The sequence below is a fragment of the Xanthobacter versatilis genome, assembly GCF_043193975.1.
In the GTDB taxonomy this organism is placed as follows: Bacteria; Pseudomonadota; Alphaproteobacteria; order Rhizobiales; family Xanthobacteraceae; genus Xanthobacter; species Xanthobacter autotrophicus_E.
In genome coordinates, this window is sequence record NZ_JBAFVB010000003.1 from 428,996 (window position 1) to 453,142 (window position 24,147).

Sequence of the window (24,147 nt, forward strand, 5' to 3'; positions counted from 1 at the left end):
TGTCTGGCCGGCACGATCAGGTGCATGGCATCTCCCGCCAGGCGTCTCCGGTTCGCCTTCTTGGCGTACACGGCCACCTGCTTATGGCGCTCCCACCCATAGATCGCCGCGCGCTCAGTGGCCCCGTTCTCGGCGGCGCGTGTGGCCCGTGCCTTCCCAAGCCAAGGGCGGAGCCGGGGCATCCTGCCTCACGGCAGGCTTTTCGGAACCTATTCCCAACGCTCGACCACGAATGGCTGACCGCGTTCGGTCGCGAGGGAAGGTGAGGTCGCCCGTGTCCGCCCCTCGGTGGCGCGGGCATGGAGGGGGCGGGATAGGGAAGGTCACCACCCCGCCTGTCTTCCCGGTGCGGAACGCGATGATGCCCGTCGGCGTACGTGCTGGCGCCTACGGGCGTTCCGCCTCCCCGCCATCGACGCCTGCGGGTTCAGCGGATTGCGCAGCATGGAGTGCCGCTGCTATGCGAACTGCCCCGTCAGGGCAGCGATGGACCTGCCGCTCTCGGGGCGGCGGGCTTCAAGGCAAGAGCTACGGCGAGTGGACGCTGTGGGCGGGGGTGGGCGCCCGCAGCACGACGAAGCCGCTTGGGTGACGCACGATGGTGAAGTCTCCAGGCGATCCTTCCACATTGAGTGTCTTTAGGATGTCCGCCTCAGGTGCAGTGAGTGGCGCCAAGTCGTGTTGGGTGACGTTCTCACCCCATCCGATCACCGGACATGGCGCATCTCGCGCCGCAAGCGGCGGCGCCGCATCGGCGGTCACGAACACTGAGGCCGGAAGGCCCGAGGCCACCGAATAAAGATCGGTGGCAAGCGCGCTGTCGAACCCGAGGGCCTTGATGCGCACGGCGCCGGACGGGCAGTCTTTGGCCAGCTTTGCAACCAGGTTGGCGCCGCTCCAGGCCGATTCCGATCCAAGCAAAAAACGTACGGAGGCAAAGCCTTTGACAGTGGCGACGACGAGGTACAAGGCAACGCCGATCGCTGCTGCGTATCCCCAGGGTGTGGCCGGTGGCATGCTGAACGCGCGGGCCAGAAAAACCAGGAGTACGATAAGCGCCGGCGCGCCGATCTGCCAATAGCGTCCGGTAATCAGTGGTGTGTGAAACGATACGGCGATCGGTAGAGCGATGAATACAGTAAAAGCTACTGCGAATAAAATCAGGAGTGGCCGCGCGCGCTTCAGCCAAGCAGCATAGCCCAGAAATACCACAAGCGGCGCCAGCATCTTGTTGCCAACGGCCAATAAGGCCACGTACAGCATCGCCGTCGTGACATGGGCAAGACTGAATTGGATCCAGCCGATGTTGCCGACGGTGCCGATCGCGCTTGCGAGCCACAGACCGAACACCACAGTGGTCGATCCACCCAAAACCACGCCCTGCAGGACAAGATCCCTGCGCCGTCCGAACAATCCGCAAGCCAGAAGTCCAGCCGCGATCGCCCCGGCCGCCAGGCCTGCGAAGACGTGGGACAGGGCCGCAGCCGCGCCAAGCAATGCCAACCGAACTGGCGGGGCTTGAACGGCTGGGTCATCGACGGTCAACGCGGCTTGCCACGCCAAGGCAAACACCAAGCTGTTGCTGAGGAAATACGCGCGGCCTTCCTGAAAGAAAAACAATGTTGGCCCACTGAGCGCGAACGCGGCTATGCCCAGGCAGGCAAGCAATGGCTTGCCGGCGCGCGCTGATATCCACAGCACGAAGGTACTTGCGGCAAGCAGGGCAATGCCGTTCGACAGCAATATTGCACCGGTTGGCTCAGGAACGAAGGCGCGGACGAAGCGCAGCAACGCATAATACAGCGGCGGATTGGAATCGCCGGTGATCCGGGCGGCGCTCGCCTTGAGGGGCAGGGCGGGATCGGTGGTCCAGAGCGAAAACAACTCGTCCAGCCACAGGGCGAAGTGCGGAGACAATACGGTCTCGATCGCGGCCAGAAGTGCGAAGGCCAGCGCCAGGACCACCCACCCGACCGCATGCGACCGGAAGGTTCGGACGGTATCGACAAGATCACGCAAGCTCCGGTTTCCCTCGCCCGAGTTCACGCAGGATCGATCCTGTCAGCGTCCACCGTGCCTCACCTTCCACACAAGCGGGCGCCTGCGGATGGCTTGGGCATTCGCGCTTCCTTGAAGCGCGCATTGGCATTAAGACACGCATCGCGTGCATGTTTCGGACCATGGCATATGGACGATGACGGGGCAATATTGACGGACAGGACAGGCCTTCTCGCGCCGGGAGCAGCGCCGACGGCGCGGCCCGCCTTGGCGCGTCCCCTCGAGCTTTCCATCATCGTGCCGACGTTCAACGAACGTGACAGCGTCGCGGAACTGTCCGCAAGGCTCGATGCCGCCCTGTCAGGCATCGCCTGGGAAGTCGTGTTCGTCGATGATGATTCCCCGGATGGCACCCTTGACGTGCTGGCTGCGCTTGCGCGCAGCGACGGGCGGGTGCGCTATATCCATCGCATCGGGCGGCGTGGGCTCTCCTCGGCCGTGATCGAGGGCGTGCTGTCGACGAACGCGCCCTATGTGGCGGTGATGGACGCCGACCTCCAGCATGACGAACACGCGCTGCCTGCGATGCTGGCGCAGCTCAGGAGCGGCCTGGCCGACATCGCGGTCGGCTCACGCTATGTGGCGGGCGGCGGAATCGAGACCTGGGACCGGGGGCGGGTAAAGGCGAGCCGGCTGGCAACCCGTGCCGCCGGCCTGCTGGCACGCGCGCAATTGAGCGATCCGATGAGCGGATTCTTCATGGTGACGCGGCCGGCATTCATGAGCGGCGTGCGGCAGCTCTCGGGGCAGGGCTTCAAGATCCTGCTCGACCTTCTGGCTTCAACCCAGGCGCCGCTTCGGGTGGTTGAGGTGCCGTATACATTCCGGTGCCGCGCACATGGTGAGAGCAAGCTCGATTCCCTGGTGATCTGGGAATATGGCGTGATGCTGCTCGACAAGGCGGTGGGGCATCTTCTGCCGGTCCGTTTCCTGATGTTCATCGCGGTCGGGGGGCTGGGGGTGTTCGTGCACATGGCGGTCCTGGCTGCCCTGCATGCGCAATTGAGCTTCCTCGCCGCTCAGGGGCTGGCGGCCGTGGTTGCCATGACGTTCAATTTCTTCGTCAACAACACGCTCACCTACCGCGACCGGCGGCTGAAGGGGGTCTGGGCTCTCACCCGCGGTCTTTTCGCGTTCTATGCGGTCTGCGCGGTGGGGGCGGTGGCCAATGTCGGCATCGCCAACTTCCTGTTCCAGGCTGAGAACCACGCGCTTACGGCCGGCAATTGGTTCGCGTCCGGAGCCGCCGGCATCCTGGTCGGGGCGGTGTGGAACTACGCGGCAAGCTCGGTCTTCACCTGGCGCAAGGGCTGATGCGATCATACGGGGCGGCACGCAGTTCGCGCAGGGCAAGTCCCTCAAGCAGAACATACGGGAGGGGCAAGTCGTGAAGACCTGCTCCTGGTCGTGACTTAGTCCCGGCCGCCGTCGACGGACTGAAGGATTTCCTCCCGGCGATCCGGGACGTCATTCGCGCTGTTGGGGGGATCCCGTCCGTTCAGGGCATCCCTTGGCCGCGTCGCGCTTTTGGCAGGCGACGGCCGGTGAGGTATCTGGTGCCGCGGAGAGGATTCGAACCTCCGACCCACGCATTACGAATGCGTTGCTCTACCAGCTGAGCTACCGCGGCACGGAGGCACTATTTACGGGGAGGGCGGGACGTTTTCAAGGCCCTCTCTGCGCTGGCCCGGCCGCCATCCCCGCAGATGAGGCCGGTGCCGGCCGCAAATGGCGTGAGCCGGCGCCTGGGCGCTCTCCGTGCGTGGAGGTGTCCGCCGGAGGGCGAAGCTGTCCGGCGGACAGGTTGCGTCGCACCGGCCCGCCTGGCCGGGCCGGTGCGACGGGATCGTCAATAGGTCAGGACGGCGGGCAGGTCCTTGGCCTGGGCCACCCACTTCGCAACCATGCTCTCGGTGGGCAGGGCGCGCACCAGCTTCTTGTGGGCGTTCACGTCGGCCATGGCCTTGGTGAGGTTGGCGGGAACGCGGGTCTTCAGCTCCTTCACGGTGTCCACGCCGGCGGCTTCCAGAAGTTCGGAATATTCCTCGCCCACACCCTTGATGCGCATGAGGTCGGCCATGTTGGCCCATTTGAGGATGCGGCTCTCGTCGATGCCGCTTGCGCTCGCAAGTTCCTTGCGGCCCTTGGGCGACTTGGCCTTTTCGAGCAATGCGTCCGTGGTGGTGATGCCGGCGCCCTTCAGCTTTTCCGCGAACACCGCCCCGATGCCCTCGATGTCTATGATCGGATAGGACATGCGTTTCCCCTTATCGCGGCCGGCTTATGTGCCGGCGGATAAGATCACGCCACAACCCGCGTTCAAGTCAATCGGCGCCGGTCATACCACCTGCCGGAGCCCGGGAACGGCGCGCACCAGCCGGGTCACCGGTTCGTCGCCCACCGTGGCGCGGGCATAGGCCACGACCTCGTGCACGGCGTACTGGACCTGGGCCATGGTGAGGCCGTGGGCCATCATCCGGTCGGCCACGAGCATCAGGCGGGCCATGCCGCCGAAATGGCGCTCGGACGGCTCGGTGGCGTCCACATCAGGGGCTTCGGCGGTCAAGGCTTCGGCCCAGGGATGAACCGCGAACAGGGGCGCGAGCAGGTCGGCCGGCGCCTCCTTGCCGAGAAACTGGATGACGATGATCACCACGGCGCGCGCGGTGGCCTCGTCCAGGTCGAGGCGCGAGCGAAGATATGCGATCAGATCGTCCATGCGCGCTCCTTCGTCCGCGTCGTGCGCCCGCTTCGTGCGCCGCATCGCCCGGCAGGCGGGGCGGCACAGTGCAGGCGCAAGAGGCGGCGCGCAAGGGCCGCTCGGGCCGGCCTCGGGCGAGGAGCGGGCAGGGCCGGGACGGGCGGAGGGGCGCCGCCGGATAACGGTGCAATTTGCTTGCCCGACAGGCAGGGGCGGGCGAAAACTTCGGATTGAAGAGACCGGATGCATCCGGCGATTCGTCGCTGTTGCATGCGTCGATGCGAGGATCGCGCCGAGGAGCACGCAATGGCACGTACCCCTTCCACCCGTCCGCCCGCCACCGGCCCGAGAACGGGCAAGGCGCCGGCGGCCGACGCCGCGCCTCCCGCATCTGTGGGACCGACCGAGCCGAAGGCCAATCCCTGGGGGCCGGCGGCGCAGGAGGAGGGCGACGGCCGCATCCTGGTGGGGCGCAGCTTCCTTGGCCGCAGCGAAGCGGCGAAAGCAGGCACCAGCGCCAAGGATGAATATCTCACCCTGCGCCTCGCCAACCGCCACGGCCTGGTGACCGGCGCCACGGGCACCGGCAAGACCGTGACGCTGCAGGTTCTGGCCGAAGGGTTTTCGCGGGCCGGGGTGCCGGTGTTCGCCGCCGACATCAAGGGCGACCTCTCCGGCGTGGCCGCCCTTGGCGAGGCCAAGGACTTCCTGGTCGAGCGGGCGCAGCAGGTGGGCCTCACCTACACCCCGGACAGCTTCCCGGTGATCTTCTGGGACCTGTTCGGCGAGCAGGGCCATCCCATCCGCGCCACCGTGTCGGAGATGGGGCCGCTGCTGCTGGCGCGCCTCATGGGCCTCAACGACACCCAGGAGGGCGTGCTCAACATCGTGTTCCGCCTCGCCGACGAGCAGGGCCTGCCGATCCTGGATCTCAAGGACCTCAGGGCCATGCTGGCCGAGGTCGCCCAGACCGCCTCCACCCTCACCACCAAGTACGGCAACGTCTCGGCGCAGAGCGTCGGGGCCATCCAGCGCCAGCTTCTGGTGCTGGAGAACCAGGGGGCGGACAAGTTCTTCGGCGAGCCGGCGCTGAACATCGCCGACCTGATGCGGGTGGATCGCTCGGGCTATGGCACCATCTCGGTGCTGGCCGCGGACAAGCTGATGGGCGCGCCGCGGCTTTATGCCTGCTTCCTGCTGTGGCTTCTGTCGGAACTCTTCGAGCGCCTGCCAGAGGTGGGCGATCCGGACAAACCGAAGCTCGTCTTCTTCTTCGACGAGGCGCATCTGTTGTTCGATGAGGCGCCCAAGGCGCTGCTGGACAAGGTGGAGCAGGTGGTTCGCCTCATTCGCTCCAAGGGGGTGGGTGTCTATTTCGTCTCCCAGAACCCGCTGGACATTCCCGAAAGCGTGCTCGCCCAGCTCGGCAACCGGGTGCAGCACGCCCTGCGCGCCTTCACTCCGCGTGACCAGAAGGCCGTGAAGGCTGCGGCCGAGACCTTCCGGCCCAATCCCGATCTCGACACCGCTCAGGTCATCATGGAGCTGGGCAAGGGCGAGGCACTGGTCTCCATGCTGGAGGGCAATGGCGTGCCCTCCATGGTGGAACGCACCCTCATCCGCCCGCCCTGCGGCCGAATCGGCCCGTTGAGCGCCGACGAGCGCGCGGCGGTGATGGCCAGGAGCCCGGTGGGGCACATCTATGACACGCCCATCGATCGCGAATCGGCGTTCGAGATGCTGCAGAAGCGAATCGAGGAGAAGGCCGCCCCGCAGGAGGCGGCGGCCTCCGACGGCGGCGGATTTCTTGGCGGGGTGCTCGACAGCGTGCTGGGCACCGGCCAGGCCGCCGGCAGGACGCCATCCGGGACGGCGCGGAGCGGCGGCCGGCCCAGCACCCGCATGACCACCACCGAGGTGGTGGTGAACCAGGTGGCGCGAACCGTGGCCACGGGTCTCGGCCGGGCCATCCTGCGCGGCATCCTCGGCTCCATCCGACGCTGACGTTCACCTAAAGGGGAACGAACGACAGTTTGTACTGATCTTGGAGCCCGAAAACGTATTCTGTTGCGTTGGCGCGGGCGGGGCGGTATAATTGCGGTATTCCAGTGGGATTGCGGGGTCTCACTGGGGAGCTGCTCAACGCGCGCGCCAGAGCCCTGTCCTTCCAGGCGGATCGCTCACAGGCGCGCCCCGACTTGGAGCGCCTCATGAAGGTGTTGCCGATCGCCCGCATTCTTCTGGTTGATTCCCATATGGAACGTCGCCTTGCGACCAAAGCTGCCCTGACCGCGCTCGGCGTCGGTTCAGTGCGCGAGGTCGCTGCGCTCGACGAAGTGACTGATCCCGCGGTTCTGGGATCGGCCGATGTGCTCGTCGTTCAGGTGGATGATCCGGAGGATGCCCCTGCCAATCCGTTCCGCTTCGGTGCCGGCATTCCTGCCGTCCTGATCGCGGAAGTCCCGGCCCAGCTTCTCGTGCGGGCCGCAAGCCGTGCTGGCTATGACGCCGCGCTCGGCGCGCCGCTCGCTCCGCGGCTGCTCTACCGACGCATCGGATCAGTGATGCAGCGCGCGCGCCGGCTGGCGCGTCCGGCTTCGTCCCCCGTCGTGCAGCCGACAGCGGATCTCGTCAGCGCTAGCTGATCGTCGTCCGGCTGATTTGTCTCTGACAGTGGTGTTCTGCCGGAGAAGGAAACGCCTGGCTTGCCGGACGAAGTCCGGCGGGTCGCCGCGCATGGTGCGTCGCGCCCGACTTAAGTGGGGTGCGTCGCGCGGGGCACGTATGTTGGCGCCCGTTTTGCGGCGCCTCTTAATTCCGCCTGTCGTGTCTTCTCCGCCGTGGCGTCTTGTCGTCACGGCGCGTTCTGCGTCATGGCTGCTTGCCAGATGCGCGTGGGAAAGCCAGCATCCGTCGCGATTGTGGGCCGGGCATGGCCCGCGCGACGGAGACCCCATATGGCGGGACGCACTGAAACACGCGAGGCAACGCGCCTTGATGCAACGCTCAAGGCAGTGGACGACGGGCTCGATGCCGCGCTCTCGCGGCTGTTCGATTTCCTGAAGATTGCCTCCATCTCCACCGATCCCGCCCACAAGGCGGCCTGCACCCAGGCTGCGGAATGGGCGGCGGGAGAGTTGCGCGCGCTCGGCTTCGCCGCCACGGTCCACCCGACTCCGGGCCATCCGGTGGTGGTCGCCCGCACCGACACAGGTGCCCCTCGGCGCGTATTGTTCTACGGCCATTACGACGTGCAGCCGGTGGACCCCCTCGACTTGTGGGAGACCCCGCCGTTCGAGCCGCGCCTCGGCGCGACGCCGGACGGCCGCAAGACCATCGTCGCCCGCGGCGCCTGCGACGACAAGGGACAGGTGCTGACCTTCCTGGAGGCTCTGCGCGCCTTCAAGTCGGTCGGGGCGGGGGCTCCGGTGGATGTCACCGTGCTGCTGGAGGGCGAGGAGGAGTGCGGCTCGCCCAACCTGCCGGCCTTCCTCGCCGCCCACGCGTCCGAGCTTTCCGCCGACCTCGCCCTGGTCTGCGACACCGGCATGTGGGACCCGAAGACCCCCTCCATCACCACGGCACTGCGCGGCATCCTTCACACCGAGCTGACCATCGTCGGCGCCGACCGGGACCTGCATTCCGGCCTGTTCGGCGGGGCGGCGCGCAACCCCATCCATGTGCTGGCAAGCCTCATCGCCGAGGCCCACGATGCCTCTGGCCGGGTCACGCTGCCGGGCTTCTACGACGACGTGCGCGAGATGCCCGCCGAGGTGCGCCAGCGCTGGGAAAGCCTCGGCCTCACCGCGGAGGCCTTCCTCAATCCGGTGGGCCTTGGGGTTGCGGCGGGCGAGAGCGACCGGCTCGTCATCGAGCAGATCCAGTCGCGGCCCACCTTCGAGGTCAACGGCATGTTCGGCGGCTATACCGGGGCCGGCACCAAGACCATCATTCCCGCGCGGGCCACTGCCAAGATCTCGTTCCGACTGGTGGCGGACCAGGACCCGGCGAAGATCCGCGCCGGCTTCGAGGCCTTCGTCGCCGCCCGCGTGCCGGCGGACTGCGAGGCTGTCTTCTCCTGGGGCGAGGGGGCGCGCGCCTTCCTGGTGCCGCCGGAGAGTCCGGACCTCTCCCGCGCCGCCGGGGCGCTGGAGGCGGAATGGGGCATCGCCCCGGTCACCGTCGGCTCGGGCGGGTCCATTCCCGTGGTGGGCCAGTTCAAGAACGTGCTGGGGGTCGATACCCTGCTTATCGGCTTCGGGCTCGATGACGACCGGGTCCACTCGCCCAACGAGAAGTACGACCTCAGTTCGTTCCACAAGGGCACCCGCAGCTGGGTGCGCATCCTCGAAGCCCTCGCCTGAGGGCGGACACAGGCGCGCGCCCTCTCGCCCCTTACGTTGCGCGCCCACTTTTGTGCGGCGCGCAATCGTGCGAGGAAGGCCGGGCCAGGTCGGTTGAACGCCGCCCCAGGATGCGCCAGACGTAGCCTCCAGACGCCCCGAGGACGCCCTATGGAACGCCCCGCGCTCAAGATGGATGCCGAAGGACTGCTTTCGGCGTGGCGATTCGACGGGCGGGGCGGCGCCACTCGATTGCCGCTTGACCGGGCGCTGGTGGAGCCGGCGCCGGACGGCGGCTTCATCTGGCTGCATTTCCGCTATCTGCCGCGCGCGCCGCAGACCTGGCTGCGGCAGCACAGCAGCCTCGATCCCTCGGTGGTCGACTCCATCGCCGAGGATGATTGCCGGCCGCGCTGCGCCATGTTCGCCGAAGGGGCGCTGCTCTCCCTGCGCGGCATCAACCTGCAGCGCAATGCCCTGCCCGAGGAACTCATCACCGTGCACCTGTGGGTGGATGCGCGGCGCGTGCTCTCGGTGCAGCACGATTTCCTCTCCGCCATCGCCGATTTCGAGGATGCGCTCGCCCGTGGCCGCTGCCCCCGCAGCCAGGGCGAGTTCGTGGCCGACCTGTCCACGCGCCTCGTGGAGCGGGTGGACGCGGTGGTGGACAAGCTCATCGACGAGGCGGACGAACTGGAGGACACGGTGCTCGCCACCCTCGCCTCCGAGATGCTGCCGAAGATTGCCATCCTGCGCCGTGTCGCCGTCAAGCTGCGCCGCCACATCGCCCCCCAGCGCGAGGCGCTCAACCATTTTGCCCTCGAGGACGATCCCTGGATGGGGCCGAAGGACAGGAACCGCCTGCGCGACGCCGCCGACCGGGTGGCGCGATTCGCCGAAGAGCTGGACAGCGTGCGCGAGCGCGCCGGCATCATCCGCGAGCAGATGGTGGACACCCGGGCCGAGCAGATGAACAAGTCCATGCTCGTGCTGGCCGTGGTGACGGTGGTGTTCGCCCCCATGACGCTCATTTCCGGCATGTTCGGCATGAATGTGGGCGGCATTCCCGGCAATACCGATCCCGAGGCGTTCTGGGCGCTGGCCGTCGCCATGCTGGTGCTGGGCTTCGTGCTGCTGTGGCTGTTCCGCAAGCTGAAGTGGATCTGAGGCCAGCGGGCTGGCGAGGGCGACTCACCCGCCCTTGGTGAAGTCCTGCGGTAGCTGAGCGAAGCCTTCCCGGCGCCGGTCACAGACCGTGACTGAGCGCATCGGTGGGGATGTCCGAACGTAACGGAAGTGTCGTCGGCCTGTCGCGGGGCCGTCAACGCTTGCGCGGCAGGTGGAGGGCGCATCGGACCCTTGGGAGGTTTTCCCCATGCGCACCTTGAAATCGTTTACCCTTGTGCTGCTCGCTGGCGTTGCCCTCGCGACGCCCGTCCTCGCCCAGGATAAGGCTGGATCTGACAAGGCGGCTTCCGCCCCCTCGGAAGGATCGGCCTATCCGGCGATCCTGGTGGGACAGGCGGTGCTGCCGGCCGCCAGCTTCGTGGCCGCGCCGGCGGACGCGCCGGCCGATCTGAAGACCTCCGGCAAGTTCACCAACGCCGACCGCAAGCGCATCGACCAGGTGGGCAGCGTGAAGGGCGTCAGCGTCCTCTCCGACAAGTCCGCCCCGCGCGAGACCGGCCTGTCGCTGCCGTTCGAGGGCCAGCCGGTGCAGGGCTTCTCCGGCATCGTCTCGGAAGGTGACGGCCGGTTCTGGGTGCTCACCGACAACGGCTTCGGCTCCAAGGCCAATTCGCCCGACGCCATGCTGATGGCCCATCGCCTGACGATGGATTTCAAGGACGGCAAGATCGAGCGCCTCGCCACCGTCTTCCTGCACGATCCGGATAAGAAGGTGCCCTATCCCATCGTCATGGAGGGCACCGAGAAGCGCTATCTCACCGGCGCCGACTTCGACCTCGAATCGATCCAGGTGGTGGGCGACAGCATCTGGTTCGGCGAGGAGTTTGGACCCTTCCTGATCGAGACCGACCTCACCGGCAAGGTGAAAGCCGTGTTCGAGACCAAGGTGGACGGCAAGCCGGCGCGCTCGCCCGATCATCCGGCGGTCAGCACCCCTTCGGCGCCGGACGCCAAGGCGGCGTTCAACGTCTATCGCTCCAAGGGCTTCGAGGGCATGGCCCTGTCCCCTGATAAGACCAAGCTGTACGCGCTGCTGGAAGGCCCGTTGTTCGATGCGGCCGCCGGCGGCAAGGAGAAGGTGGGTGACAGCGAGGTGCTGCGCATCGTCGAGTTCGACATCGCCAAGCGCGACTGGACCGGCCGGTCCTGGAAATATCCGCTGGCGGTGGCCGGCAACGCCATCGGCGACTTCAACATGATCGACGACACCCACGGCCTCATCATCGAGCGCGACAGCCTGGAGGGCTCGCGCTTCAAGGCCTGCGCCGAGGGCAAGGTGGAGCCGACCTGCTTCGACAAGCCGGCCAAGTTCAAGCGCGTCTACAAGGTGGAGTTCTCGCCCGAGACTGCGGGCCAGCTGGTGCGCAAGGTGGGCTATATCGACCTGCTCGCCATCAAGGACCCCAATGGCAAGGCGCGGCAGGGCGGCACCGAGGGCGTGCTCGACATGCCCTTCTTCACCATCGAGAACGTGGTGATGGTGAGCCCCACCGAGATCGTGGTGGGCAACGACAACAACCTGCCGTACTCCGCCGGCCGCTTCCCGCAGAAGAACGACGACAACGAGTTCGTCCTGCTCTCCGTGCCGGAGCTGCTGAAGGCGAACTGAGCGTCAGGCGGACAAGCTGGACGACGGTGCAAACGAAAAGGCCGGGCACGCAGGTGCCCGGCCTTCATCATTGGGGACCTGTGGGGCCTACTGCCCGGCGGCGAACACGCTGGGGAAGGGCCGGCCGCGCACGTCATAGACGGTGGCGTAGGTGACGCCTTCGCGCTCGATCTTGACCAGCTGTGGCGCCTTCACGTCGGCGCAGTAGAACTCGCCGAGGCGCAGATAGAAGTCCGCGCTGCTGCTGTCGTAGGTGGTTTCATAGCGCGGGCCGAGCTCGGCGGCGGCGGCGAAGTAGGGTCCGCAGACCGCAACCCGCAGCTTGCGGCCCTGAGGCAGGGACCGGCGGTGCTGCTCCACATATTCGTCAAGCTCTTCCGTGGCCTGCTTGAAGGCGAGGCCCCAGTAGTCGAGCATGAACTTGCTGTCGGCGCCCTGAATGCCACCCGCCATATGGTTGTAGTAGGTGTATTCATAAGGGTGCAGGTTGCGGAACGCCGCCGCCGGCATGGCGAGGCCCACCAGGAAGGCGGCCGCCACGGCGCCCTGGGCGAGGCGCGGCAGGCGCTGCGCCTTTTCCCACAGCCAGGAGGCTGCGACGCCGCCGAGCAGGGCCAGGGCCGGCGTCACGAACACGAAGTGCCGGATGCCGTTATAGACCACCGGCCGGGCCGTCACCGTGAGCAGCACCGGGAAGAAGGCGGCGGTGACGATGAGCACCAGCCGGGCGCGCTTGGCCGGCGTATCCTTGCCGAACAGGGCGGACACGATGGCGCCCGCCGTACCGGCAAGGGCGAGGCCGAGGAACAGTTCCGGCATCTGCACCGAGAACAGGGTTGGCACATAGGAGCGCGGCATGTCGGGCACGAGGATCGGCCGTCCCTCGAACATCTCGCGCCAGGGCACTTCCCAGAAGTTGGAATAATACTTCAGCGCCACCAGGGGATTGAGCGGCTCGGCCACGCCCCAGGGCCACAGGATGCCCATCACGAAATAGGCCAGCGGCAGGCCGAGGGCGAGAATGCCGGTGAAGGCGAGGCTGCGCTTCAGCGCCGCCTTCAGGCCCAGATGCCGGGCTTCCGTGACGAACAGGAAGCCGATGGCGGCGAGGATGAAGACGCCGCACATCAGCCCCATCACCCGGGTGCCGATGGCAAGGCCGAGGGACAGGCCGAACAGGGTGACCGTGCGCGGGGAGGGATTGGGGAATTCGTCGAACGCCCGCACCATCGCGTAGAGCACGCCGGCGACGGCCACGGCGAAGGGGGCATCCTTCACGTTCATGAACATGTGGCCGTAGAAGAGCGGGCAGATCATCAGCAGCGCCATGGCGGCGAAGCCACCCCACGGGCCGGCGAGGCGCCGCCCGATGCGCCACACGATGAAGAAGCCGCCGACGCCCACCAGCGCGCCCAGCAGACGGCGGATGTCGAACACGTCCACGAAGGGCATGGCCTTGGCGAGGGAGGCGGCGAGCAGGTCGAAGCCGCCGCCGTAATAGTACAGGTTGACGAAGGAAAACACTTTCCGCTGCGTCAATCCCGACGAGAAGTATTTGTACAGCAGGTCGCCGTACTGGGAATGGGTGAAGTCATCCCAGCCGAGCCCGTAATCGGAGAAGGTGAGGGCGGCGATGACGGTTACGGCCGCAAGCAGGATGACGGCACAGGCATCCGCAACCGCGCCTGGCCGACGATCGATCTCTAGGAACGACATGAAAGGAGAACCCCGACGGACGACCAACTCTTCGCGTGCACACCCACCGGTTGAAGCCGAAAGCTTCATTCCCCTGAAGTAGATATTACCATTCTACCGCAGTCGGTGGAGCGCGTCACAGCTAAGATGGAGTAGCGTCCAATCGCAACAAAATTATGCTGTGCAATGCAAAATTTTAAGGCAAATCCGGAGTGAAATTGCGGCCGATTGTCTCCGCGACGCAAGGAGAGGTGTCCGGATCATCTTGGTGGCGCTGAATCGTTCACCACAAAGAGAAGAATTTGCTCAGCACTTTTGCTTCGGCGGCAAAGGGCCTCCCGGCGGTCCGCCGGGAGGCCAGAGGCGGGGAACCCGTCGGATCAGACAGCCTTGCTGTACAGTTCCGCGACGTAGTCCCAGTTCACGAGGTGGTCCACGAACGCCTTGAGATAGTCAGGGCGGCGGTTGCGGTAGTCGATGTAGTAGGAGTGCTCCCACACGTCGACGCCGAGGATCGGGGTCGCGCCCTGCACCAGCGGGTTCTCGCCGTTGGGGGACTTGAGCACCACGAGCTTGCCGTCCTTGAGGGCGAGCCAAGCCCAGCCCGAGCCGAACTGGCCGACGCCGGCGGCGATGAAGTCTTCCTTGAACTTCTCGACCGAGCCGATGTCCTCGATGATCTTCTTCTCGATCTCGCCGGGGATGGCGCCGCCGCCGTTCGGCTTCATCCAATTCCAGAAATGCAGGTGGTTGTAGTGCTGGCCGGCATTGTTGAAGAGCGGGGCGTTCTTGCCGAACGAGCCCTTGACGATCTCCTCCAGGGATTTTCCTTCAAATTCAGTTCCCTTTAGGAGATTGTTGCCATTGTTCACGTAAGCGAGGTGGTGCTTGTCGTGGTGGTATTCCAGCGTCTCGCGCGACATGTAGGGGGCGAGGGCGTCATAGGCGTAGGGCAGTTCGGGCAGCGTGAAGGACATGAAACATCTCCGCAATGTATCCGGCGTCGTGCTCGGGGCGAAATCGTGGCCCCGGCGCCATACCGGGTATACGACATGTCCAAGCGTGCACCTAGATAGGGCGGCCCCTGCCTTCAAACAACCTTGATGCGGCCGATTTTCCCGGCGAGGTACCACCTTTGGTGTATAGCGGCCTTTAGGCTGGCAAGCGGGAGTGGGGTGGCAGATGTGGTGGTTCCTGGTCCTTCTCGGCGTTCTGATCGCTCTGGCCGGGGTTGCGGTCATCGCGCTCGGCGTCTCCATTTTCGTGTCCACCTTTGGCAACACCCTGATCACCACGGGGGCCGTGGCGGCCTCGGGTGGGTTCGTCATTACCGCTATGGGTCTGGTGCTGCGCCAGCTTGAGCGCCTCACTCAGCAGGTCGAGCGGAGCTATCCCGGCGCGGAAGCGCCTGCCGAGGGCACCTATCCGGCGCGCGTCGGCGGCCGTGGCGCACAGGCCCGCCTCTCCGCGGATGATCTGGCGCCGCCGGAGCCGGAGGCTATCGCCGCCGAGCCCGCCCCCGCCGCGCTTCCGCCGGTCGAGGCCCGCGAGCGGATCGCGCCGCCCTCGCGCAACGCCCCGCTTCCGCCGCCGGCCGAGCCGGAGGCCGAAACCGCCGATCCCATGCTGGAGGCACGCCGCCAGCGGTTGCAGCGCCGGGCCGAGCCGCAGCAGCCCCAGCCTGCCGTGACGCCGCCGCCCGCCCCGCCGCGTCCGCGCACCGGCTACGAGCCGCCCCCGCGCCCGGCCCGCCCGGCGCCCGAGCAACAGCCGGCTCCGGCCGTCCCTCCCGCTCCGCCGCCCCGGCGCGAGCCCGAGGAGCCGCGCATCCTGAAATCCGGCATCGTCGGCGGCATGGCCTATACGCTCTATTCGGACGGCTCCATCCAGGCCGACCTGCCCGATGGGGTGGTGCGCTTCGCCTCGCTCCAGGAGCTGCGCGACCACGTGGCGCAGTCTCAGGGCGAGCGCTGAGCGGCACAGCAACTATCGGTCTGCACCACTGCGCGCGGCCGGGCCAGCCCTCTGACGGTGCGGCCCGCTGCGTGTTCCGCCCTGGTCCCGCGGCCTGACCGAAGCCGCGCCTTCCGGGGCGTGAGTCGCGTACTCGACCCTACCGGTTCGCCCTTCTGCCCCCTTCGCTCGGAGACACTTTGGCTCTATGCAGCGGCTTTCCGTTCCCGCGCCGGGTCCTGCGTCCCGGTGCCGCTTCAGGTAGCCTGCCCATGTATCCGAGCGAATCCGGCCTGCCCTTCGACGACATCCGCCAGCTCGTCGCCACCATGCCCGGCCCGTCCGAGGGCGCGCGGGAGGCGGCGCTGGCGCGGCAGGAACAGCTGGTGAAGCCTCTCGGCGCGCTGGGCCGGCTGGAGGCCATCGCCGCCCATCTCGCGGCCTGGCAGGGCAATTCCATGCCCACCGTCAACCGGCCCATGGTGGCGGTATTCGCCGCGACCCATGGCATCGCCGATCGCGGCGTCTCGCCCTATCCCGGCGCGGTGACCAAGCAGATGATGGCCACCTTCACCGCCGGCAAGGCGGCCGTGAACCAGATCTGCGCCACCTTCGACGCCGGGCTGCGGGTGTTCGACCTCGCCCTCGACTATCCCACCCCGGACATCACCCAAGGCGCTGCGCTTGATGAGAAGGCCTGCGCGGCCACGATGGCCTTCGGCATGGAAGCCATCGCCGGCGGGTCGGATCTTTTGTGCCTCGGCGAGATGGGTATCGGCAACACCACCATCGCCGCCGCCTTGTGCCACGGGCTTTACGGCGGCACGGCGGAGGAGTGGGTAGGCGCCGGCACCGGCTCCACGGGCGAGGTGCTGGAGCGCAAGATCGCCGCGGTGCGCGATGCCGTGGCGTTCCACAAGGACCACCTGTCCGATCCGCTGGAGGTGCTGCGCCGCCTTGGCGGGCGCGAAATCGCCGCCATCGCAGGCGCGATCATCGCCGCGCGGCACGAGAAGGTGCCGGTGGTGCTGGATGGTTTCGTGGTCACCGCCGCCGCCGCCGTGCTCCACGCCCTCGACCCGTCCGCTCTCGACCATTGCCTCGCCGGCCATGTCTCGGCGGAGAAGGCCCATCGCGCGCTGCTCGACCGGCTGGGCCTGCGTCCGATCCTCGACCTCGACATGCGGCTGGGGGAAGGCTCAGGCGCGGCGCTGGCCATCGGTGTGGTGAAGGCGGCGGTGGCCTGCCATCGTGGTATGGCCACCTTCGCCGAGGCCGGGGTGTCCGAAGGCTGAAAGCTCAGGAGTGCAGGGCGCGCGCGGGAGGAAACGTCACTTCGGCCCGCGTGCCGCCGCCCGGCCGCCGCTCCAGCGCCAATGCGCCGCCGTGCAGGCCGGCGAGGCCGCGCACGATGGCAAGTCCCAGCCCGGCGCCGCGTCCGGTGGCGAGGTCGACACGGCTTTCCCGGGGATGGGCCGCCCCCAGCGGCAGCTCGCGCTCGGCGATGCCCGCCCCGGTATCCTCCACGGCGAGGAACGGCACGCCGTCCGCACCGATGCCGGCCAGCAGATGCACCGAGCCGTGGTGCGGCGTGAATTTCACCGCATTGGCCAGGAGGTTGAGGGCGATCTGGCGCAGCGCCCGCTCGTCCCCCCACAGGCGCGGCGTGCCCGCCACCTCGGCGGTCAGGGTCACGCGGGCGCCGGAGGCCAGCGGTCGCATCATGGCGACGCAGTCCTCCGCCAGGGCATCGAGCCGCACCGGAGTTTCCATGAGGGTGCGGTGGCCGCTCTCGATGCGGGCAAGGTCGAGCAGGTCGTCGGCGAGCGCGAGAAGATGCTGGCCGGAGGCGTGGATGTCGCGCGCGTAGCTGCCATAGGCCGGCACCCGATGGGGACCCAGCACCTCGTCCGCCATCATCTCGGAAAAGCCCATCACCGTGTTCAGCGGGGTGCGCAGCTCATGGCTCATCTCCGCGAGAAACCTGGACTTTGCGAGGTTTTCGGCGGTTGCCTGCCGTGCCGCCGCCTCCGCCGCATCGGCTCTCGCTTCGGCCGCGCGCAGGGCCGCTTCCAGCCGCTGGGACCGCAGGACGAGGAGGCTTGCGGCGATCAGTGCCGCCGCGCCGCCGGCCACGGCTCCGGCGCTTCCAGCCAGGGCCCCGCCGGCCAGCGCCAGACCGAAGCTGCCGAGACCGGCCACCAGCCATGGGCCTGCGAGGCTGCGGGCAGGGCGGGGGAGGGGCAGGGGGGGCGCGAGGGGGAGTCCGTCCGCCTGCGCCGCGGGCTCCGGCGGGGAGCTGGCGGCGGCGTCGAGCGGGGGGCAAAAGGGGCCGGACATGCGGCAGGAGCCCTTCGCGGACGGCGCGCCTCCGGGGAGAGACCTGCGCCGGGCCAGACGGATCAATGTCCCCGACTCCTGCGGCCGTCGCGGTTAACGGGGGGTTAACGGACCTGCGCCGAAAGTCCGGCCCCTTAACCTTTCAGGGCCTCCGCATGCGCATCAAGGACCTTGTGATGGCGGCGCTGATCCTCGGCGCGCTGTGGCTTCTGGCGGACCTGCTCAGCCGGGAGGAAATACTGGAAGGGCATGCATTTGCTGTGGATGGCGACACGCTGGACCTCGCCGGCACCCGTGTGCGGCTCAGTGGCATCGATGCGCCGGAGCTGAGGCAGGAGTGCATGCGGGCGGGGCGGACCTGGGCCTGCGGCGAGGCGGCCCGGCGTGTGCTCCAGGAGGCGCTGCGGGCCGGGCCGGTGACCTGTGCTGCATCCCGGCGCGACAAGTATGGCCGGCCTTTGGCCGTGTGCCGGGCCGGCGGTGTGGATCTGTCGGAACACATGGTGCAGCAAGGCCTTGCGGTGGCCTATCTCGGCCGCGCCTATGCCGGGGCGGAGGCTGAGGCGCGGGCGGCGGGGCGGGGCATCTGGGGCGCCAGCTTCCAGCCGCCGGTGGAATGGCGCGCCGCTCATCCGCGCGGGTCCTGAGGGGTGTGGAGGGCTGCTGCCGCCGCATGACTTGGCTTTTTGCCACTGCGCCGGAGCCCTTGCGTGGCCGGGACAGGCATGGTCTTTCGCTTGTCAAAACAAGGCGAGGCTGGAGGCGCCAGGGACATGAAGCTTTACGATACAAGTCGCGCGCCGAATCCGCGCCGCGTCCGCATCTTCCTGGCGGAAAAGGGTATTTCCGTTCCCACAGTGCAGGTGGACCTCGGCAAGCTGGAGCAGAAGTCGGACGACTTCACCCGCCTCAATCCGCGCCAGCGCGTGCCTGTGCTGGAGCTGGATGACGGCACCGTCATCTGCGAAACCATTGCAATCTGTCGCTATTTCGAGGCGATGCAGCCCGAGCCCAACCTGTTCGGCCTAACGCCGACGGAGCAGGGGCTGGTGGAAATGTGGCAGCGGCGGGTGGAGCTGGACCTGCTTTATCCCATCATGATGGTGCTCCGACACCTCAATCCCGGCATGGCCGCCATGGAAGTGCCGCAGGTGCCGGAGTGGGGCGAGGCGAATAAGTCCAAGGTCTTGGCCGCACTCGACTTTTTCAACGATGCCCTGGCCGGTCGCGACTATATCGCGGGCGACCGTTTCACCGTGGCGGACATTACGTTGTTGGTGGCTGTGGATTTCATGCGGGTGATCCGCGTGGCACTCGCGCCCACCCATGAAAACCTTGCCCGCTGGCATGCGGCCGTCTCGGCCCGGCCGAGCGCAAAGGCTTGAAATCATGAAGCTAAAGGTGGTCGGCTGCGGCGACGCGTTCGGCTCCGGCGGGCGTGGCAACAGCTGCTTCCTGGTGGCCTCACAGGCGGTCAAGGCCACCCTCGATTTCGGTGCCAGCGCCCTCGTGAACTTCAACAGGTTCAATATGGGTTCGGCGGACATCGACACGGTGTTCATCAGCCACCTTCATGGAGATCACTTCGGTGGTATTCCATTCCTCCTGCTGGATGGCCAGTTCGTCCATCTGCGGGAACGGCCGCTGTCCATCGTCGGCCCGCCCGGAACCCGGGCGCGGCTGACGGCGGCCATGGAGGTGCTGTTCCCCGGCATGGGGGAGATCGACTGGCGATTCGCCTGGAGCGTGACCGAGGTGGAGCCCGGCTCCACTACCCGTCATGGCCCCCTGACCCTGACCACCGCCGCGGTGGTCCATCCCTCTGGAGCGCCCTCCACCGCCCTGCGGCTGGAGGACGGCACCCACACCCTCGCCTTCTCCGGCGATACCCAATGGACCGACGCACTGCTGCCCATTGCCCGGGGGGCGGACCTCTTCATCTGCGAGAGCTTCGCCTTCGAGGGCGAGCCCTACGGCCATCTCGCCTACCGCACCATCGCTGAGCGGCGCGCGGACCTCGGCGCCCGGCGCATCCTGCTCACCCACATGGGTGACGCCATGTGGGCGCGCCGGGGGGAGGTGGACCCCACCCATTTCATCGTGGCCGAGGATGGGCTCGAACTCGACATCTGATCCCGCCCTCGACGCTTTGGTGGCGCGCATCCGCGCCTGCCGGGTGTGCGTGGAGGCGCCGCGCGGCGCCCCGCTGCCTCACGAACCCCGCCCGGTGCTGTGGGTGTCGGACACGGCGGCTATCCTGGTGGCGAGCCAGGCGCCGGGCACCAAGGTGCATGCCAGCGGCCGGCCCTTCACTGACGCCTCGGGCGACCGGCTGCGTCAATGGATGGGGGTGAGCGACGATGAGTTCTACGATGCGTCCCGCATCGCCATCGCCCCCATGGGCTTCTGCTTTCCCGGGCAGGATGCGGCCGGCGGCGACCTGCCGCCCCGGCGCGAATGCGCGGCCACCTGGCACGACACCCTGTTCGCCACGCTGCCGGCGTTCCGGCTGATCCTGGCGGTGGGCCGCCCGGCGCAGGCCTATCATCTGGCGCGGCTCGGCCTTCGCGCCCACCTGAAGGCGAGCCTGACCCAGACCGTGCACCACTGGCGGGAGGTGCGCGCGGCCGGCATGGCGCTGGCGCATCCGGTGGCGGTCTATACCCTGCCGCATCCCTCCTGGCGCAACACCGGCTGGCTCAAGCGCAACCCCTTCTTCGAAGCCGACCTGCTGCCGCAGCTTCAGGCCGACATCGCCCGCGCGCTGGGGCGGGGTGGGTAGGGGGCGTTGGGACAGGCGAGGGCTGGTGGAAAAACCGCTATGCGACCGGGAGCGCTGCAGAACCCTCTCCCGCGTGCGGGGGAGGGCAGGGTGGGGGCTGCGGTGCTTCCAATTTGCACGGCCGTGTGTGGTGGCGCGGGCCTGCCCCCATCGCCACACCTCTCCCGCGCTTTATCATCGTCATGGCCGGGCTTGTCCCGGCCGTCCACGCGGCTGGGCTGGGAATGAGTCTCGTACATTGTTCCAGGCGGTTCGGCGTGGATGCCCGGGACAAGCCCGGGCATGACGGGTGCGATTGCGGTTATGCTTTTGAAGGTCCAAACGGGCTCTGACACGGCGATTGGAGGATCAGATGGACCCGTTCCCTGTGTTGGAGTTCCACTATGGGAGCATTGCATACGCTGGGTCGGTCCGCACTGCTGATGGGGGTGCCGAGGCCTTCAGCGTGCAAATTCCCAATAGGCCACTCCTTTATGGATCCTGGAAATCGAAATTTATCAGTCGTCATGAATTCGATATTGTGGTCGTTTATTTCGGATATATTGACAAATATAATTTAGATAATACGCATCCTAATGCGAGAATAAAATTGGATCTGATTGAATTTGAATGCGTTATTGATCTGGTATGTGATTTATTTTTCTGGATGTCAGAAGAGGAAGTTACAATACCATTTAATTTGACAGGCGCAGAGTTCACAAGAAATGTCGTTTTCGGTGAGGGCTGGATCATCCACGATGTGAGTGAACCCAATCTTTCCGAGCCTCGATCGTCCCGCAGATGGATGCGTCGCAAGGGCGCTGTGGCAGCGGCGGCGCGAGGAGAGGTGTCCCCTCCCTTGCCCAACCTTTCATCAGCGCTCATATGTCGGGCTTTGCAGTTCAGAGATGTCATGCGACTCAATTGGCGACTTCCCTTTTTCACACACCGGGCCCGCGCGCCTGCCCCCGGAACGTCGACGGCGCGGGAGACCGGCAACAGAGTTGAGACCATGAGCAATACAGCCGAACTCAGCGAAGACCTGGTCCGCTCCACCCTCGCCTCGGTGCGCACCCCGGAGGGCGTCGCCCTCTCGGTGTCGCCCGCCCTCTCCGGCGTGGTGGTCACCTCCGGCAAGGTCTATCTGTCCATCAATGTGGACCCGGCCCAGGCCCGCGCCTGGGAAGGCGTGCGCGCCGCCGCCGAGGATGCGGTGAAGGCCGTTCCCGGCGTGGTCTCGGCGCTGGTGACCCTCACCGCCGAGCGCAAGATGGCCCCGCCCGCCCCCGCGCCCCAGGCGGCCCACGGGCATGGCCACGGCCACTCCCATGGCGCGCCGGCCCCGCGCGGAATCTCGGTGCCGGGCGTTGCCTCCATCATCGCGGTGGCCTCGGGCAAGGGCGGCGTGGGCAAGTCCACCACCTCCATCAACCTCGCCCTCGCCCTGCGCGACCTTGGCCTGAAGGTGGGCCTGCTCGACGCCGACATCTACGGCCCCTCGGTGCCGCGCCTTAGCGGCGTGGCCCAGAAGCCGGAGACCACGGCGGACGGAAAAACCATGATCCCGCTGGAGAATTTCGGCCTCCAGCTGATGTCCATCGGCTTCCTGGTGGAGGAAGACACGCCGATGATCTGGCGCGGGCCCATGGTCATGTCCGCCATCTCGCAGATGCTGAAGGAAGTGAAGTGGGGCCCGCTCGACGTGCTGGTGGTGGACATGCCCCCCGGCACCGGCGATGCCCAGCTCACCATGGCCCAGCAGGTGAATCTGGCCGGCGCGGTCATCGTCTCCACCCCGCAGGACCTCGCCCTCATCGATGCGCGGCGCGGGGTCGCCATGTTCGAGAAGGTGAACATTCCCATCCTCGGCGTGGTGGAGAACATGTCGCACTTCATCTGCCCCCATTGCGGCGGCCGCTCCGACATCTTCGGCCATGGCGGCGCGCACGCCGAGGCGGACAAGATGGGCGTGCCCTTCCTGGGCGAGATCCCGCTGCACATGCGCATCCGCGAGATGTCCGACGCCGGCCTGCCCATCGTGATCTCGGATCCGGAGAGCCCGCAGACCGCCGCCTATCGCCACGTGGCGCAGGGGGTGAAGGCGGCGCTGGATCGCGTCACCTCATCCAGCAAGCAGGCCCCGCGCATCGTCATCGAGTGAGGCGACGCCCCCCACGGCCGGGCGGAGCCTGGCTGTGGGGGGCCGCGAGGGGGAACGCGCGGCCAAGCTTCTGTGACTTTAGGATAAGGTGGGCTGCGATCGGGCCGGCGTGCGTTGCCAGCAGGTGACGGGGTGCTCTAGAACAGCGGTATGCCGGCCCTTGCGAGAGGCTGAGCCGCCAAGAAGTCTAGGGAGCCATCCATGAAACGCCGTGATTTCCTGACCGCCGCCGGTGCGGGCGTTGCCGCGTCCGCAGCTGTCGCCATGCCGGCCATCGCCCAGTCGGCGCCGGAAGTGAAATGGCGCTGCGCCTCCTCCTTCCCCAAGTCGCTGGACACCATCTATGGCGCCGCCGAGCTGATGGCGAAGCAGGTGGCCGAGATCACCGACGGCAAGTTCCAGATCCAGGTGTTCGCGGCGGGCGAGATCGTCCCCGGCCTGCAGGCGCTGGACGCCACCCAGAACAAGACCGTCGAGATGAGCCACTCGGCGTCCTATTATTATGTGGGCAAGGACCCCACCTTCGGCTTCGGTACCGCCGTGCCGTTCGGCCTCAACGCCCGCCAGATCAACGCCTGGTTCCTGTTCGGGAACGGCCTGACCCTGATGAACGAGTTCTACAAGAAGTACGGCGTGGTGATGTTCCCGGGCGGCAACACCGGCGGCCAGATGGGCGGCTGGTTCCGCAAGGAAATCAAGACCGTGGCCGACCTGCAGGGCCTCAAGATGCGCATCGCCGGCATCGGCGGGCAGGTGCTGGCCAAGCTCGGCGTGGTGCCGCAGCAGCTCGCCGGCGGCGACATCTATCCGGCGCTGGAGAAGGGCACCATCGACGCCGCCGAATGGGTGGGCCCCTATGACGACGAGCGCCTCGGCCTCTACAAGGTGGCGCAGTATTATTATTTCCCCGGCTGGTGGGAGGGCTCGGCGGCGCTGAACTTCTTCGTCAACCAGGAGAAGCTGGCCGAGCTGCCGAAGAACTATCGCGCGGCGCTCACCACTGCCATGGCGCAGGCCAACGAGAGCATGCTGGCGAGCTACGACGCCAAGAACCCCATCGCGGTGCAGAGCCTGGTGAAGGCCGGCACCCAGCTGCGCCGCTACCCCAACGACGTGATGGACGCGGCCTACAAGGCCTCGCACCAGCTTTATGATGAGATCGCCGCCAAGAACGAAGACTTCAAGAAGATCTACGAAGACATGAAGGCGTTCCGCAACAACGCCTATCTGTGGTGGCAGATCGTCGAGTTCACCTATGACGACTTCATGGTGCGCGCCCGCACCCGCGGCTGAGCCGTCTGTCATCGCCGATGAGAAAAGCCCCGGAGCGCTGCTCCG

20 protein-coding genes and 1 tRNA gene are annotated in these 24,147 nt (G+C 67.1%); 14 read left to right on the forward strand and 7 right to left on the reverse strand.

All coding sequences use genetic code 11. The annotated features are described in order from the left end of the window. Positions 1-528 precede the first annotated feature (528 nt). A complete protein-coding gene (locus V5F66_RS09475; RefSeq protein WP_394093722.1) occupies positions 529-2,019 on the reverse strand; it encodes a hypothetical protein in 1,491 nt (496 codons plus the stop codon). A gap of 168 nt (positions 2,020-2,187) precedes the next feature. Between V5F66_RS09475 and V5F66_RS09480 the strand changes: the two genes are divergently transcribed. Further along, positions 2,188-3,372, forward strand: a complete 1,185-nt coding sequence (locus tag V5F66_RS09480) for a glycosyltransferase (protein WP_394093723.1) — start codon at positions 2,188-2,190, stop codon at positions 3,370-3,372. Positions 3,373-3,612: 240 nt separating this feature from the next. On the opposite strand, the gene V5F66_RS09485 is transcribed toward V5F66_RS09480, so the two are convergent. The 3 genes from V5F66_RS09485 to V5F66_RS09495 all read right to left on the reverse strand — a co-directional run bounded on the left by V5F66_RS09485 (position 3,613) and on the right by V5F66_RS09495 (position 4,777). Next, positions 3,613-3,688: transfer RNA gene (locus tag V5F66_RS09485), tRNA-Thr, on the reverse strand. A 219-nt stretch (positions 3,689-3,907) separates the two neighbouring features. Next, positions 3,908-4,315 (reverse strand): DUF4332 domain-containing protein, encoded by a 408-nt coding sequence (locus tag V5F66_RS09490; RefSeq protein ID WP_012115286.1) that lies wholly within the window; start codon positions 4,313-4,315, stop codon positions 3,908-3,910. 81 nt (positions 4,316-4,396) lie between these two features. Beyond that, positions 4,397-4,777, reverse strand: a complete 381-nt coding sequence (locus V5F66_RS09495; protein ID WP_012115287.1) for a hypothetical protein — start codon at positions 4,775-4,777, stop codon at positions 4,397-4,399. A gap of 288 nt (positions 4,778-5,065) precedes the next feature. Here V5F66_RS09495 and V5F66_RS09500 point away from each other — a divergent pair, with 288 nt between their 5' ends. The 5 genes from V5F66_RS09500 (at position 5,066) to V5F66_RS09520 (ending at position 11,899) form a co-directional block, all read left to right on the forward strand. Continuing rightward, positions 5,066-6,763, forward strand: coding sequence for a helicase HerA-like C-terminal domain-containing protein (locus tag V5F66_RS09500; RefSeq protein ID WP_394093724.1), 1,698 nt, complete (start codon positions 5,066-5,068; stop codon positions 6,761-6,763). Between the two features lie 206 nt (positions 6,764-6,969). Further along, positions 6,970-7,404: an ANTAR domain-containing protein gene (locus tag V5F66_RS09505; RefSeq protein WP_012115289.1), complete on the forward strand. Its 435-nt coding sequence runs from the start codon at positions 6,970-6,972 to the stop codon at positions 7,402-7,404. A gap of 312 nt (positions 7,405-7,716) precedes the next feature. Further along, positions 7,717-9,123 (forward strand): M20/M25/M40 family metallo-hydrolase, encoded by a 1,407-nt coding sequence (locus tag V5F66_RS09510; RefSeq protein WP_394093725.1) that lies wholly within the window; start codon positions 7,717-7,719, stop codon positions 9,121-9,123. Positions 9,124-9,273: 150 nt separating this feature from the next. Then, positions 9,274-10,269, forward strand: coding sequence for a zinc transporter ZntB (locus tag V5F66_RS09515; protein WP_012115291.1), 996 nt, complete (start codon positions 9,274-9,276; stop codon positions 10,267-10,269). 208 nt (positions 10,270-10,477) lie between these two features. After that, the gene (locus V5F66_RS09520; RefSeq protein WP_394093726.1) at positions 10,478-11,899 is read left to right on the forward strand and encodes an esterase-like activity of phytase family protein; all 1,422 of its coding nucleotides are present in this window, start codon (positions 10,478-10,480) and stop codon (positions 11,897-11,899) included. Positions 11,900-11,986: 87 nt separating this feature from the next. Here the strand turns inward: V5F66_RS09520 and V5F66_RS09525 are convergent, their stop codons facing one another. Together V5F66_RS09525 and V5F66_RS09535 are read right to left on the reverse strand one after the other, a co-directional pair. Then, a complete protein-coding gene (locus V5F66_RS09525) occupies positions 11,987-13,615 on the reverse strand; it encodes a glycosyltransferase family 39 protein (protein ID WP_012115294.1) in 1,629 nt (542 codons plus the stop codon). Positions 13,616-13,974: 359 nt separating this feature from the next. Further along, positions 13,975-14,571, reverse strand: coding sequence for a superoxide dismutase (locus tag V5F66_RS09535; protein WP_012115295.1), 597 nt, complete (start codon positions 14,569-14,571; stop codon positions 13,975-13,977). A 205-nt stretch (positions 14,572-14,776) separates the two neighbouring features. Between V5F66_RS09535 and V5F66_RS09540 the strand changes: the two genes are divergently transcribed. Then, entirely contained in the window at positions 14,777-15,568 is a 792-nt protein-coding gene (locus tag V5F66_RS09540; protein ID WP_394051346.1) for a hypothetical protein, read from the forward strand. Positions 15,569-15,819: 251 nt separating this feature from the next. Further along, positions 15,820-16,842: a nicotinate-nucleotide--dimethylbenzimidazole phosphoribosyltransferase gene (gene cobT, locus V5F66_RS09545; RefSeq protein ID WP_041575730.1), complete on the forward strand. Its 1,023-nt coding sequence runs from the start codon at positions 15,820-15,822 to the stop codon at positions 16,840-16,842. Positions 16,843-16,846: 4 nt separating this feature from the next. Here the strand turns inward: cobT and V5F66_RS09550 are convergent, their stop codons facing one another. Beyond that, positions 16,847-17,887, reverse strand: coding sequence for a sensor histidine kinase (locus V5F66_RS09550; RefSeq protein ID WP_394093727.1), 1,041 nt, complete (start codon positions 17,885-17,887; stop codon positions 16,847-16,849). Between the two features lie 155 nt (positions 17,888-18,042). Here V5F66_RS09550 and V5F66_RS09555 point away from each other — a divergent pair, with 155 nt between their 5' ends. The 6 genes from V5F66_RS09555 (at position 18,043) to V5F66_RS09580 (ending at position 24,102) form a co-directional block, all read left to right on the forward strand. Next, positions 18,043-18,534, forward strand: coding sequence for a thermonuclease family protein (locus V5F66_RS09555; protein WP_394093728.1), 492 nt, complete (start codon positions 18,043-18,045; stop codon positions 18,532-18,534). A 126-nt stretch (positions 18,535-18,660) separates the two neighbouring features. After that, complete coding sequence (locus V5F66_RS09560) at positions 18,661-19,272, forward strand: glutathione S-transferase family protein (protein WP_394093757.1); 612 nt, start codon at positions 18,661-18,663, stop codon at positions 19,270-19,272. Between the two features lie 4 nt (positions 19,273-19,276). Continuing rightward, positions 19,277-20,020 carry an MBL fold metallo-hydrolase gene (locus tag V5F66_RS09565; RefSeq protein ID WP_394093729.1) on the forward strand — a complete coding sequence of 248 codons (744 nt, stop codon included), beginning with the start codon at positions 19,277-19,279 and terminating at the stop codon, positions 20,018-20,020. Next, positions 19,998-20,669 carry a uracil-DNA glycosylase family protein gene (locus V5F66_RS09570; RefSeq protein WP_394093730.1) on the forward strand — a complete coding sequence of 224 codons (672 nt, stop codon included), beginning with the start codon at positions 19,998-20,000 and terminating at the stop codon, positions 20,667-20,669. The genes V5F66_RS09565 and V5F66_RS09570 overlap by 23 nt, the downstream gene beginning before the upstream one ends. 991 nt (positions 20,670-21,660) lie before the next feature. Beyond that, positions 21,661-22,809, forward strand: a complete 1,149-nt coding sequence (gene apbC / locus V5F66_RS09575; protein WP_041575734.1) for an iron-sulfur cluster carrier protein ApbC — start codon at positions 21,661-21,663, stop codon at positions 22,807-22,809. 201 nt (positions 22,810-23,010) lie between these two features. After that, positions 23,011-24,102 carry a TRAP transporter substrate-binding protein gene (locus V5F66_RS09580; RefSeq protein ID WP_012115304.1) on the forward strand — a complete coding sequence of 364 codons (1,092 nt, stop codon included), beginning with the start codon at positions 23,011-23,013 and terminating at the stop codon, positions 24,100-24,102. The last annotated feature ends 45 nt before the right edge of the window (positions 24,103-24,147 follow it).